Raw genomic sequence first — 12,944 nt, forward strand, 5'->3', positions numbered from 1 at the left:
TTACAGGCGGTTACACTGTCCCCCTTCCAACGCGCGACAAAGGATTGCTCATGCGTTTCCAGGATTCCGCCCGCAGCCTCGCGCTGCTGCTCGGCCTGCTCTGGCTGGCGTCGTCGTATGCCGGGCCCGGCGCCGAATTGTCCAGCCCGGCCGCCGGCTGGCGCTACTCGGGGTTGCTCGACGACCTCGACAGCCCGCGCGTGGCCTATCCGACCCCGCCCATCGACCGTGGCGGCCAGCGCGGCCGCAGCCTGATCGAGGGCGACCTGAAGAACCTCGCCGGCACCGACCGCGCCCAGCGTCTGGTGGTCAACGGCAACCCGCTGCCGCTCTATACCGACGCCCAGGGCCATTTCGTCCGCCCCTACGCCTTCGGCGCGGGTTCCAACAGCGTCGAGGTGGCCAGCGCCGACGGCCAGTCGCTCAAGCGCGTGCAGTTCTACGAGGCCAACGCCGGGCGCGTGCCGCCGCGGGTGCGCGTGGCCCTGGGCTGGGACGACCCCAAGGCCGAGTTGGACCTGCACATAGTCACCCCCGACGGCCAGCACGCCTTCTGGGCGCGCCCGCGGCTGGGCAACGGCGGCGGCCTCGACCCGGACGGCGTCGACGGCCCCGGCCCGGAAATGTTCAGCATGGCCGCGCCGCTGCACGGCACCTACCTGGTCTACGTCAACTACTGGGGCAATTTCGGCGCGCAGGGCTATAACTTCCAGGCCGGCGCCAACCAGCAGGACGTGATCACCGCCCAGGTCAACCTGGTGTTCAACGAAAACAGCGTCGACGAGAAGCGCGAGACCTTCGTGGTGCCGCTGCGCACCATCGGCGATCTGGTCCTGGTCAAGACCTTCACCTACTGAAAGCTGTCCCCTGCCAGGGATGAAACGGGATCGAGCAAGCATGAGCGACAACACCACTCCCAGCCCCACTCCTTCCGCCGAAGCCGCACCGGTGAAGCGCTGGCCGCTGATCTTCGGCGGCCTGGTGCTGGCCCTGCTGGTCCTCGGCGGCCTGCTGGCGCGCTACGTCTGGCTGGCGCCGCCGAGCGGCCCGCTGGCCGGGCTGGAGGCGCCGCCGGCCAATACCCCGGGCCGCGACATCAGGCACCCCGACGCGCTCATCGAAAGCGCCTCGCTCGCCCGCCTGCCCAAGGAACTGCTGGAGGTGCCGTTGCTGCGCGACACCCTCACCGAGGACTTCGTCTTCTACTACGAGAACGACGGCGACCGCCTCGGCCTGGCCGGCAGCCTGCGGCGCATCGTCTACGAGCACGACCTGACGCTGAAGGACAGCCTGGTCGAGGAACTGCTCGACCAGCCGGCCCAGGTCGCCCTGTGGCGCGGCGCCGACGGCCGCCTGCGCGACTTCCTGGTGGTGATGAAGCGCGGCGGCCTGGCCAGGCTGCTGGAGCCGCTGGCGCACATCGCCGCCGACGACAGCCAACTGCGCAAGGTCGGCGAGCTGAAGGGCGGCACCGGTGTCTATCGCCTGCGCTACAACGCCCAGAAGACCCTGCTGTTCGCCTCCAGCGGCGACTACCTGGTGCTGCTGTCCAACCCGAAGATGCTGTTCCCCGACGCCAGCGACGATGAGCCCGGCGCGGCCGACGCCCAGGTCAGCGCCGACCTGGCCGCCCTGCTCGGCGGCGACGACGCCTTCCCGCGCGCCTTCGGCCTCGGCCCGCGCGGCGAGCTGAGCCAGCGCATCAGCCTCGGCGCCGGCGCCCTGGCCATGGGCTACCAGCGCTTCATCCCGGCCTTCGCCGGGGTGCGCTTCGACAAGGATGCCAAGGGCTGGAGCAGCTACCTGGCGCTGAACGCGGTGGAGCGCCAGCCGGACCTGGACTTCAGCCCCGTGTGGCAGGCCATGCCCATGGGCGCCAGCGCCTGCGTGGCCTTGCCGCTCACCCCGGGCCTGTACGACAGCCTGCTGGTGCGCCTGGGTGCCGAGCAGAAGATGGCCGCGGCCTTCTCCGAACACCTCTCCGGCGCCGCCGGCCTGTGCTGGTACGCCGACTCGCGCCTGTACACGCCGCTGCTGGTGGCCACGCTCAGCGCGCCGCCCGGCCCGGAACTGGACGCCGACCTGGGCAGGCTGTTCGACAGCCTGGTGGGCGCCTACGAGGCCAACGCCGAAGGCGGCAACTTCCCAGTGGACGAGCAGAACCAGGGCGAGACCCACAAGTGGCTGCGCCAGGTCAGCTCCAATTTCGGCCAGTACGCCGCCGCCGATGCGGCCGACCCGGATGCGGTCAGCGGCCGTGGCTTCTTCCGCGTCGGCCTGGCGCGGCAGGGCAGCACCCTGTTGTTCTCCCTCGACGACCAGTTGCTGGACAAGGCCCTGGGCACCCTCGACAAGCGCTTCCCGCCGCTGGCCGACGTGCTGCCCAAGGACGCCCTGGTGCCGGCCTACCTGGCGCCGCAGTCGCTGTCCACGCTGCTCCAGCGCGAAACCCTGGACAGCCTGCCGCAGGACATGGAGCCGGTGTTCCGCAACGCCGCCGACAGCCTGCTGCTGCCGCGCCTGAAGGCCCTGGCCGGGCACGGCGGCTACGCCCTCGGCCTGCCCGCCGGCAGCCGCGCCGAACAACCCTGGCAATGGCTGCCGCTGCAGTGGCGCGCGCTGTGACGGCACGCGCCCTGCTGCTGGCGTTCGGCCTCTGGGCCGCCCAGGCGGCACAGGCCGGTAGCGCGTCGCTGGACCCGCAGCAGTCCCAGGTGTTCCGCGCCTGGTTCGTGCGCATCGCCGAGGAACAGCTGCGCCAGGGCCCCAGCCCGCGCTGGCACCAGCAGGACTGCGCGGGCCTGGTGCGCTTCGCCGCCAACGAGGCGCTCAAGCCCCACGACGCCAAGTGGCTGCGCGCCAACGGCCTGTCCAACCGCTACCTGCCGCCGGAGCTGGCGCTGAGCGACGAGCAGCGCGCCCTGGCGCAGAACTGGCGGCAGGGCGGCGGCCAGGTCGGCCCCTACGTCAACGCCATCAAGCTGATCCAGTACAACAGCACCCTCGTCGGCCGCGACCTCAACCAGGCGCGGCCCGGCGACCTGATCTTCTTCGACCAGGGCGACGACCAGCACCTGATGATCTGGATGGGCCGCAACATCGCCTACCACACAGGTACCAGCACGCCGACCGACAACGGCATGCGCTCGGTCAGCCTGCAACAACTCATGACATGGAAGGACACCCGATGGATACCCGACCCTGCCAACCCCAACTTCGTCGGCGTGTACCGCTTGTCGTTCCTCGCCCGATGAAGCTGCTCGCGCTGTGCGCCGGCCTGGCCCTGGGCGGCCTGCTGGCGGGCGCGCCGGCGCAGGCGTGGGCCGACGACGAGGTGCCGGCGAGCAACTACGCGCCGATCAGCGGCGAGTCGTTCTTCCTGCTCGCCGACAGCAGCTTCGCCCCCGACGAAGAGGCCCGCGTGCGCCTGGAGGCGCCGGGCCGCGACTACCGCCGCTACCGCATGGAGGCCTACGGCGGGGTGGACATGCGCGTCTACCGCATCGACAAGCCGCTGGACTTCCTCAAGCGCCAGAAGAACCTGCACCGGGTGCTGGCCGAGGGGCAGTTCAAGGGCGAGGGGCTGTCCAACACCCTGGCCTACCTGTGGGACAACTGGTACCGCAAGTCGCGGCGGGTGATGCAGCGCGCCTTCTCCTACGAGTCGCGCAAGCAGGTCACCGAGGTGGTGCCGGAGCTGAAGATGGGCCAGGCCATGGCCGCGCCCACGCCCTACGATGCCCAGCCGCAGTACGCGCCGATCCCCGGTCTGCCGCTGGTCGAGCAGTTCCGCTATCCCCTGTGGGACGCCAAGCCCATAGAGCCGCCGGCCGACGTCAAGCTGGCCGGTTCCTCCAGCGAGTTCATCAACGTCTCGCCGGGCAACGTCTACGTGCCGCTGGGCAAGCTCAAGCCGGGGCTGTACCTGGTCGAGGCTCTGGTGGGCAAGTACCGCGCCACCACCGTGGTGTTCGTCTCCAGCACCGTGGCGGTGAGCAAGATCGCCGGCAACGAATTGCTGGTGTGGTCGGCGCGCAAGCATGAAGGCACCCCGGTACCGGATACCCAGGTGCTCTGGACCGACGGCATGGGCGTGATGAGCAGCGGCCGCACCGACGCCGAGGGCCTGCTGCGCCTGCAGCACGCCAGCCCCGAGCGCTCCTTCGTGATCGGCGAGGACAAGGAAGGCGGCGTCTTCGTCTCGGAAAACTTCTATTACGACAGCGAAATCTACGACACCAAGCTCTACGCCTTCACCGACCGCCCGCTGTACCGCCCCGGCGACTGGGTGGCGCTGAAGATCTACGGCCGCGAATTCAAGAACGCCCGCGACTCCGCCGCGCCCCAGGCCGCGCCGGTGAAGCTGAGCGTGATCGACGCCGCCGGCACCACCCTGCAGACCCTCGACCTGCAGCTGGAGCCCAAGGCCGGCGCCAACGGCCGCTTCCAGCTGCCGGACAACGCCGTGGCCGGCGGCTACGAGCTGCGCTTCGACTACCGCGGGCAGACCTACAGCAGCGCCTTCCGCGTGGCCGAGTACATCAAGCCGCACTTCGAGATATCCCTCGACCTGGCCAAGCCGGACTTCAAGACCGGCGAAGCGGTGAAGGGCAACCTGATCCTGCTCTACCCGGACGGCAAGCCGGTGGCCAACGCCAAGCTGCAACTGAGCCTGCGCGCCCAGCAGCTGTCCATGGTGGACAACGAGCTGCAGTACCTCGGCCAGTTCCCGGTGGAGCTGAGCAGCACCGAGCTTGCCACCGACGCCCAGGGCCGCGCGGCCCTCGAACTGCCGGCGGCGGACAAGCCCAGCCGCTACCTGCTGACGGTGTTCGCCAGCGACGGCGCCGCCTACCGGGTGAAGACCAGCAAGGAAATCCTCATCGAGCGCGGCGCCGCGCGCTACCGCCTGGCCGCGCCGCAGCGCTTCAGCGCGGTGGGCGACAAGGTCGAGTTCAGCTACGCGCCCGAGCAGCCCACCGAACTCAAGCCCAAGAGCTATCGCTGGGTGCGTCTTGAGGACCGCTCCACGGGGGACGGCGAGGCTGGCGACGACAAGTTCGTCATCGCCTTCGACAAGCCCGGCACCTACAGCATCGAGCTGCGCGACGCCCAGGGCCAACTGCTCGGCGGCACCGGCCACTCGGTGAGCGGGGAGGGCGTGAAGGCGGTGCCCGGCACCGTGGAAATCGTCCTCGACAAGGCCGAGTACCAGGCCGGCGACGAAGCCCTGGCGCTGATCACCTTCCCTGAGCCAGTGGACGATGCCCTGCTGTCGCTGGAGCGCGACAAGGTCGAGGCCACCGCGCTGCTGTCCAAGGGCGGCGACTGGCTGAAGCTGGAGAAGCTCAACCCCACCCAGTACCGCGCGCGCATTCCGGTGAAGCCCGACTTCTCGCCGAACCTGACCTTCTCCGTGCTCTACACCCGCGGCGGCGACTACAGCTTCCAGAACGCCGGCATCAAGGTGACGGTGCCGCAGGTGGAAATCGCCATCGCCACCGACAAGGAACGCTACGAGCCGGGCGACACAGTGACCGTCGACCTCTCCACCACCTACGCCGGCAAGCCGGTATCCAGCCAGGTGGCGGTGGGCGTGGTGGACGAGATGATCTACGCCCTGCAGCCGGAGATCGCCCCGGGCATCGACCAGTTCTTCTACCACCCGCGGCGCAACAACGTGCGCACCAGCGCCAGCCTGTCGTTCATCAGCTACGACGTGGCCCTGCCGGGCAGCGCCAGCGCGCCGGGGCGCAGCAACCGCAGCGAGCGCGGAGTGAAGGTGCTGGAGCGGCCGCGCCGCGAGGACGTCGACACCGCCGCCTGGGAACCCAAGCTGGTCACCGATGCCGAGGGCAAGGCGCGCTTCAGCTTCCGCATGCCCGATTCGCTGACGCGCTGGCGCATCACCGCGCGGGCCATGGACGGCGACGGCCAGGTCGGCCAGAAGAAACAGTTCATCCGCTCGGAAAAACCGCTGTACCTGAAATGGAGTGGCCCGAAGCGCTTCCGCGCCGGCGACAAGCCGGACCTCGGCCTGTTCGTCTTCAACCAGGGCGAGCAGGCCAAGGCCGAGCTGCTGGTGCGCTATGCCGGCCAGGAGCAGACCCAGGCGCTGGAACTGGCCAAGGGCGTGAACTACGTGCGCCTGCCGGCCCAGGCCCTGAGCGACGGCGAGTGGAGCGCCGAGCTGCGCCAGGACGGCCAGGTGCGCGACAGCCTGGCCGTGCGCTTCGCCCTGGCCGCCGACGGCTGGCAGGTGCTGCAAGCACGCAGCCTGCAACTGGCCGGGCAGAACAGCCCGCTGCAACTGCCGGCGGACGCCCGCGACATCCGCCTGCGCCTGGACGACAGCGCCAGCGCGCTGTTCCGCGGCAGCCTCGACGACCTGCTGGCCTACCCCTACGGCTGCGTCGAGCAGACCGCCAGCCGCCTGCTGCCGCTGAGCGTGGCCTACCCGCTGCTGGCCGAGGGCGAGCCGCGGGTGCGCGACCGTCTGCGTCTGATCATGCAGAACAGCCGCCTGCGCCTGGTGCAGATGGCCGGGCCGAACGCCTACTTCACCTGGTGGGGCGACAACACCGACAGCGACGCCTTCCTCACCGCCTACGCCTACTACGCCGACTGGCACGCCAGCCGCGCCCTGCAGATCAGCCTGCCGCCGGAGCACTGGCAGCGCGTGCTCGACCTCTACGCCAAGCTGGCCGAGCAGACGCCGCTGCTGCAACGCGCGCTGATCCTCGGCTTCGCCCGCGACATGCAGCTGCCGGTGCAGACCCTGGTCGGCGGCCTGCTCGACGACCTGGCCAAGGCCGGGGAGGGCGAGGACGCGAAGCTGCCGGCCGACGCCGAAGTCAGCCTGGTGATGGCCGAGCCGGACTCCAGCCTCGGCCTGGCCGTGGCGCGGGTGCTGGCCGCGAACCTTGCGCAGCAGGCCAAGGTGCCGCTGCCGGCGGCCTTCGCCAAGCAGTTGGACGGTGCGCGGCTGAAGGTCAACGGCAGCGACCAGCCGTTCGCCCAGGCGGTGCAGCTGTCGCTGGCGGCGCCCGACGTCAACCGCGCCCGCGCCCTGCTGGCGCGCCTGGGGCCGCAGCAGTCGACCCTGGAACGCGCCCTGGCGCTGACCTGGCTGCAGCGCGCCCTGGCCCAGGCTCCAGCGGCCGAACCGCTCAAGCCGGGCAAGGACTGGGCCGAGCAGCAGGGCCCCAGCGGCGAGCGCTACTGGCAGTGGCAAGGCCAGGGCGTGCCCGCCGAGCTGACCCTGCAGACTCCGCCGTCGCGCCCGCTCAATGCTTCGCTCAGCTACCGCAGCGCCGAGGCGCCGGCCAGTCAGTTGCTGGTGAGCATCAGCCGCCGCCTGCTGCGCCTGGTGCCGGGGGACAAGGCCTTCGAGTTCAAGGTCAAGGAACTGGGCGACAAGCCGCTGTCCAGCGACGAGCTGTACCTGGACGAAGTGACGGTCAAGACCGAGCAGCCCACCGCGCTGCGCTACGGCATGCTGGAAGTGCCGTTGCCGCCGGGCGCCGACGTCGAGCGCACCACCTGGGGCATCCAGGTCAGCGGCCTGGGCGGCACCGAGGCGACCAGCCTGGAACGCGCGCGCAACGAACCGGGCGACCTGCACTACGGCATCCCGGTGGACAGCCTGGCCGGCGAACTGCGCTTCCGCCACCTGGTGCGCTTCTCGCAGAAGGGCGAGTTCGCCCTGCCGCCGGCGCGCTATGTGCGCATGTACGCGCCGGCGGAGCAGGCCCTGGAGCAGAACCCGGCGCTGGCCAGGGTGAAGGTGCAGTAAATGGGACGGCGCCTGGCCTGGCTGCTGCTTCTGCTGCCGCTGTGCGCGGCGGCGCAGGCGCCCGTCGAGCTGGCCTGGCGCAGCCCCCAGGGCGACCTGCTGCTGCATCTGGACCAGCAGCAGGTGCTCGCCCGCGAGCCCCTGCCGGCGGACCTGCGCACGCCGCTGGGCAGCCTGTGGAAACTCTTCGTCTTCGCCTGGCTGGTGGACAACGACCGGCACGAGCCGGAGTACGCCTGCAAGGGCCAGTCCCGCGAGGAGGTGTACTGCTGCTCGGCCGGGCAGAGCATCGGCCGCGACCAGGCGCTGGTGAAGTCCTGCGGCCTCTACTACCAGCCGGCGCGCCTCGGCCTGGACGCCGCGACCTGGCGCCGCTACTGGCAGGAACGCCAGGCGCCGGCCTGGCTGCTCGACCTCGAACACCTGCAACCACAGACCGAAGTGCCGGTGGCCGAACTGCTCGACATGCTGACGCGCCTGCCGGCCCAGCCCGAGGCGCGCCAGGTGCTGCTCGACGTGGTGGTCAACGCCGACGACGGCCGCGCTCTGGCCAGCCTGGGCGGGCGCCTGCGGGTGAAGACCTGGAGCTGGCTCGATCCAAACGATTCGCAGGCCCGCCGCGGCGGTTTCGCCGGCTGGCTGGCGGACGGCTCGGCGGTCTGGGTCTCCGGGCCCGGCACCAGCAAGACGGTGCTGGCGCACTACGCCGAAGCCCTCGGCGCCGCGCTGCCGACGCCCTGGCCGCGCGAGCCGGGGCGCTGCGTGGCGGTGGCGCTGTTCGAGCGCTACCCGCTGCGCGAGGTCTTCGACGTCCAGGGCCGCCCGGCGGCGGCCGGTGGCCTCAGCGGCAGCTACCGGGTGAGCTTCGCGAACGGCAACGACCTGGATATCCACAGCGACGGCGAACTCTTCCTGCAGCGCGACGGCAAGCCGCAACTGGTGGCGCGCCTGGACCGCGAGGAATACGTCGCCCGGGTGCTGCAGCGCGAAGCCGCGGCGACCCCGGTTGAGGCCGCCCGCGCCCTGGCCGTGGCCATCCGCAGCTACCTGCTGCAGAACGCCGGGCAGCGCGGCGAGTGCCTGAGCATCGCTGACAGCAGCCAGCGCCAGCGCGTCGCCCCGCGCCCGGCCACGGCGCAAATGCGCGCCGTAGCGGCCTTCACCGACGGCCTGGTGCTGGCCGGTAGCCCGGTCACCTACCACGCTGACCAGGCCGGCCCGGCGAAACTCTCCTGGCAGGACGCCAAGGCCCAGGCGGCCAACGGCCTGCGCTTCGACGCCATCCTCGCCCGCGCTTTTCCACAAGCCAGCTTGAGCGCCTGGAACAACCCGGTGGCCGCCTGCCAGCCGCTGCCGGCGGCCGAGGACTGGCTGCGCAAGCAGCGCCGCACGTGGCGCGCGAAGCTGGACGGTGAGCCGGGCTACGAGGAACTGCAAAGCTTCGCCGTGTGCCAGCTATCTTCCGGGCGCCCCTACGTCGACCGCGAGCGCCAGCGCATCTACGTGCGCGGCCTGTACTCGCTGCAGGACCGCCTCGATCTCACCCACGAATACCTGCACCTGGCCTTCCAGGCGCACCCCAACGGCCAGGACGAGGGCTTCGTCGAAAGCCTCGCCCGCCGCCTGATACTGGAATGACCGCCATGAAGCTGCGTCCCTGCCTGTTCCTTCTCCTCATCACCGGGCTTGCCCATGCCGCCGAGCCGGGCATCCGCCTGGACGCCCCGCTGGGCGGCTGGCGCCCCGGCAACGGCGAGGGCGCCAACTTCCGGCAGAGGGTGAACTACCCGGCGGCCTCGGTGAACACCCCGGCCGACCAGGCCATGACCGCGCGGATCAAGGGCGAGATCGCCAACGTGGCGAAGGACAAGCCGGCCACCCTGGTGGTCAACGGCGTGTCGATGCCGCTGAAGATAGGCGAGGACGGCGGCTTCGACCGTCCTTACGCGTTCCCAGCCGGCAGCAACAGCCTGGAAGTGATCAGCCCCGATGGCCAGCAGCGCAAGCGCGTGCAGTTCTACCACGGCGGTGGCGGCGGCGAGGTGCCGGCCAAGCTGCGGGTGATGCTGTCCTGGGACAGCGACAACACCGACCTCGACCTGCACCTGGTGACCCCCGACGGCGGCCACGTCTGGTACGGCAACCGCAGCTTGCCCAACGGCGCCACCCAGGACGTCGACGTGACCACCGGCTACGGCCCGGAAATCATCGCCACCCCTACGCCGCTGAAGGGCGCGTACCTGGTCTACGTGAACTACTTCGGTGGTGGCTACAGCCAGGATAGCGAGAGTGGCGACGTCGAGGCCGCCCAGCCGCTGACCACGGCCAGGGTGACGATAGTGACGGAGGAGGGCACGCCGAACGAGAAACAGGAGAGCTTCCTGGTGCCGATGCGCCAGCCGGGGGAGCTGACGTTGGTGAAGCGGTTCAGTTATCCGTAAGGGCGGCTGGAGGCTGGAAGCCGTAAGCAAAAGCGTTCCCTACGAAAGCGCCGGGGTTGCCGGCTGACTCCTGACCTTGAGCTTGCTCAGGACAGGCTCCCTCTCCCTTCAGGGAGAGGGCTGGGGAGAGGGTTACGGACTTCGCCCACACACCTCTGCCAACCCTGACTCCGCTCCCTCTCCCTAACCCTCTCCCTGAAGGGAGAGGGGACCGTTTGGAGCGAGCTGGAATCGCGGAGCTCCCGGTTATCCGCCATTGGCCCCGGTCTCCGGCGTTCCGGCTGTCGTAGGAGCGGACCTTGTCCGCGATAGCTGGACGTATCGGCGCGATTCGCGGATGAGATCCGCTCCTACGGGCTGCCCCAACACCATGCCCATGTAGGAGCGCGCCCTGCGCGCGATTCGCGGGCAAGGCCCGCGCCCGTCAGGCCTGTCGATCCTCCTGCCACGCCTCGATCACTTCCTGCGCCGCGCGGAAGGCATCGATCGCCGCCGGCACCCCGGCGTAGACCGCGCAGTGCAGCAGCGCCTCGCGGATTTCTTCCACCGTGCAGCCGTTGTTCAGCGCGCCGCGCACGTGGCCTTTCAGCTCCTGCGGGCATTTCAGCGCTGTCAGGGCGGCCAGGGTGATCAGGCTGCGGGTCTTGCGCGGCAGGCCGTCGCGGGACCAGACGCTGCCCCAGGCGTTTTCGTTGACGAAGTCCTGCAGCGGCTGGGTGAAGTCGGTGGCGTTGTTCAGGGCGCGGTCGACGAAGGCGTCGCCCATCACTTCGCGGCGAACCTGTTCGCCGGCCTTGCGCTTGTCGGTCATTCGGACTGCTCCTAATCGATGGCTTCCAGGCGCACCGGCGCGGTGCCGTTGCGCAACATGTCGAGGCGTTCCGCGGCCGCCCGCGACAGGTCGATGATCCGCCCGCGGCCGAAGGGCCCGCGGTCGTTCACCCGCACCACCACGCTGCGGCCGTTGTCGAGGTTGGTGACCTTCAGCCGCGTGCCGAACGGCAGGCTGCGGTGCGCGGCGGTCAGGGCGTGCTGGTCGAAGCGCTCGCCGCTGGCGGTTTTCTTCCCATGGTGCGCGCGGCCGTAGTAGGACGCGGTGCCCTCGGCGCGGTAGCCGCGCGCCGAGCCGCTTTCATAGGACGAGCTGGCGCAACCGGCCAGCAGGGCCAGGCCGCAGAGCAGGGCAGGCAGGGCGAGGGAGCGCAGCATCGAACCTCCGGACGAAAAAACGCCGGGCAAGCCCGGCGTCAGGAAGAGTGGGCTCAGCCTTCGAGCTTTTTCTTCAGCAGTTCGTTCACCTGGCCGGGGTTGGCTTTCCCCTTCGAGGCCTTCATCGCCTGGCCGACGAAGAAGCCGAACATCTTGCCGCGCTTGGCCTCGTCGCTGGCGCGGTACTGTTCGACCTGCTCGGCGTTGGCCGCCAGCACTTCGTCGAGCATCTTGTCGATGGCGCCGGTGTCGGTGACCTGCTTCAGGCCCTTCTTCTCGATGATCTCATCGGCCGAGCCTTCGCCGGCGGCCATGGCCTCGAAGACCATCTTGGCGATCTTGCCGCTGATGGTGTTGTCCTTGATGCGCAGGATCATGCCGCCCAGCTGTTCGGCGGAAACCGGCGACTGCTCGATCTCCAGGCCGTCCTTGTTGAGCAGGCTGGACAGCTCGCCCATCACCCAGTTGGCCGCCAGCTTGGCATCGGCGCAGATGCCCTGCACCTGCTCGAAGTAGTCGGCCATCTCGCGGCTGGCCGAGAGCACGCTGGCGTCGTAGGCGGACAGGCCGTACTGGCTCTCGAAGCGCTCGCGCTTCTGGTCCGGCAGCTCCGGCAGGCCGGCGCGCAGCTCTTCCAGGAAGCTGCGCTCGATCACCACCGGCAGCAGGTCCGGGCAGGGGAAGTAGCGGTAGTCGTTGGCTTCTTCCTTGCTGCGCATGGAGCGCGTCTCGTCCTTGTTCGGGTCGTACAGGCGGGTTTCCTGCACCACCTTGCCGCCGTCCTCGATCAGCTCGATCTGCCGCTGCACTTCGTGGTTGATGGCCTTTTCGATGAAGCGGAAGGAGTTGACGTTCTTGATCTCGGCGCGGGTGCCGAACTCGGCCTGGCCCTTCGGCCGCACCGAGACGTTGCAGTCGCAGCGCAGCGAGCCTTCGGCCATGTTGCCGTCGCAGATGCCCAGGTAGCGCACCAGCGCGTGGATGGCCTTGACGTAGGCCACCGCTTCCTTGGCGCTGCGGATGTCCGGCTCCGAGACGATCTCCAGCAGCGGCGTGCCGGCGCGGTTCAGGTCGATGCCGCTCATGCCGTGGAAGTCTTCGTGCAGGCTCTTGCCGGCGTCCTCTTCCAGGTGCGCGCGGGTGATGCCGACGCGCTTGACGGTGCCGTCTTCCAGGGTGATGTCGAGGAAGCCCTTGCCGACGATGGGGTGGTCCATCTGGCTGGTCTGGTAGCCCTTGGGCAGGTCCGGGTAGAAGTAGTTCTTGCGCGCGAAGACGTTGCGCTCGGCGATTTCGGCGTTGATCGCCAGGCCGAACTGGCAGGCCATGCGCACCGCCTCGGCGTTGAGCACCGGCAGGGTGCCGGGCATCGCCAGGTCGATCAGGCTGGCCTGGGTGTTGGGCTCGGCGCCGAAGGTGGTGGCGCTGCCGGAGAAGATCTTCGATTGGGTGGCGAGCTGCGCGTGGATTTCCAGCCCGATCACGGTTTCCCATTGCAT

General features: G+C 69.7%; 9 protein-coding genes. 6 read left to right on the forward strand and 3 right to left on the reverse strand.

Annotated features, from left to right (window positions below; genetic code table 11):
• Positions 1-50: 50 nt before the first annotated feature.
• The 6 genes from PcP3B5_RS05585 to PcP3B5_RS05610 are packed head-to-tail and all read left to right on the forward strand — an operon-like array spanning position 51 to position 10,236.
• Positions 51-857, forward strand: a complete 807-nt coding sequence (locus tag PcP3B5_RS05585) for a YfaP family protein (protein WP_058488588.1) — start codon at positions 51-53, stop codon at positions 855-857.
• A 40-nt stretch (positions 858-897) separates the two neighbouring features.
• On the forward strand, positions 898-2,625 hold the full coding sequence (locus tag PcP3B5_RS05590) for a DUF2138 domain-containing protein (RefSeq protein ID WP_061560763.1): 1,728 nt from the start codon (positions 898-900) through the stop codon (positions 2,623-2,625).
• Positions 2,595-3,254, forward strand: coding sequence for a DUF1175 domain-containing protein (locus PcP3B5_RS05595; protein WP_043315235.1), 660 nt, complete (start codon positions 2,595-2,597; stop codon positions 3,252-3,254). The genes PcP3B5_RS05590 and PcP3B5_RS05595 overlap by 31 nt, the downstream gene beginning before the upstream one ends.
• Entirely contained in the window at positions 3,251-7,795 is a 4,545-nt protein-coding gene (locus PcP3B5_RS05600) for an alpha-2-macroglobulin family protein (RefSeq protein ID WP_082816256.1), read from the forward strand. The genes PcP3B5_RS05595 and PcP3B5_RS05600 overlap by 4 nt, the downstream gene beginning before the upstream one ends.
• Positions 7,796-9,433: a DUF2300 domain-containing protein gene (locus tag PcP3B5_RS05605; RefSeq protein WP_061560764.1), complete on the forward strand. Its 1,638-nt coding sequence runs from the start codon at positions 7,796-7,798 to the stop codon at positions 9,431-9,433.
• 5 nt (positions 9,434-9,438) lie between these two features.
• Positions 9,439-10,236 (forward strand): YfaP family protein, encoded by a 798-nt coding sequence (locus tag PcP3B5_RS05610; protein WP_061560765.1) that lies wholly within the window; start codon positions 9,439-9,441, stop codon positions 10,234-10,236.
• 424 nt (positions 10,237-10,660) lie between these two features.
• Here PcP3B5_RS05610 and PcP3B5_RS05615 read toward each other — a convergent pair whose 3' ends face one another.
• Genes PcP3B5_RS05615 through gatB form a run of 3 tightly spaced genes read right to left on the reverse strand, consistent with a single transcriptional unit; the run spans position 10,661 to position 12,944 of the window.
• Complete coding sequence (locus PcP3B5_RS05615; protein ID WP_061560766.1) at positions 10,661-11,047, reverse strand: carboxymuconolactone decarboxylase family protein; 387 nt, start codon at positions 11,045-11,047, stop codon at positions 10,661-10,663.
• An 11-nt stretch (positions 11,048-11,058) separates the two neighbouring features.
• On the reverse strand, positions 11,059-11,445 hold the full coding sequence (locus PcP3B5_RS05620) for a septal ring lytic transglycosylase RlpA family protein (protein WP_061560767.1): 387 nt from the start codon (positions 11,443-11,445) through the stop codon (positions 11,059-11,061).
• A 53-nt stretch (positions 11,446-11,498) separates the two neighbouring features.
• On the reverse strand, positions 11,499-12,944 hold the full coding sequence (gatB, locus tag PcP3B5_RS05625) for an Asp-tRNA(Asn)/Glu-tRNA(Gln) amidotransferase subunit GatB (RefSeq protein WP_061560768.1): 1,446 nt from the start codon (positions 12,942-12,944) through the stop codon (positions 11,499-11,501).

The organism is Pseudomonas citronellolis (genome assembly GCF_001586155.1).
GTDB classification, from domain to species: domain Bacteria; phylum Pseudomonadota; class Gammaproteobacteria; order Pseudomonadales; family Pseudomonadaceae; genus Pseudomonas; species Pseudomonas citronellolis.

Bases quoted from the DNA above. Each gene is read 5' to 3' on its own strand.
- PcP3B5_RS05585 (WP_058488588.1), top strand. From the start codon at position 51: ATGCGTTTCCAGGATTCCGCCCGCAGCCTCGCGCTGCTGCTCGGCCTG.
- PcP3B5_RS05590 (WP_061560763.1), top strand. From the start codon at position 898: ATGAGCGACAACACCACTCCCAGCCCCACTCCTTCCGCCGAAGCCGCA.
- PcP3B5_RS05595 (WP_043315235.1), top strand. From the start codon at position 2,595: ATGGCTGCCGCTGCAGTGGCGCGCGCTGTGACGGCACGCGCCCTGCTG.
- PcP3B5_RS05600 (WP_082816256.1), top strand. From the start codon at position 3,251: ATGAAGCTGCTCGCGCTGTGCGCCGGCCTGGCCCTGGGCGGCCTGCTG.
- PcP3B5_RS05605 (WP_061560764.1), top strand. From the start codon at position 7,796: ATGGGACGGCGCCTGGCCTGGCTGCTGCTTCTGCTGCCGCTGTGCGCG.
- PcP3B5_RS05610 (WP_061560765.1), top strand. From the start codon at position 9,439: ATGAAGCTGCGTCCCTGCCTGTTCCTTCTCCTCATCACCGGGCTTGCC.
- PcP3B5_RS05615 (WP_061560766.1), bottom strand. From the start codon at position 11,047: ATGACCGACAAGCGCAAGGCCGGCGAACAGGTTCGCCGCGAAGTGATG.
- PcP3B5_RS05620 (WP_061560767.1), bottom strand. From the start codon at position 11,445: ATGCTGCGCTCCCTCGCCCTGCCTGCCCTGCTCTGCGGCCTGGCCCTG.
- gatB (WP_061560768.1), bottom strand. From the start codon at position 12,944: ATGCAATGGGAAACCGTGATCGGGCTGGAAATCCACGCGCAGCTCGCC.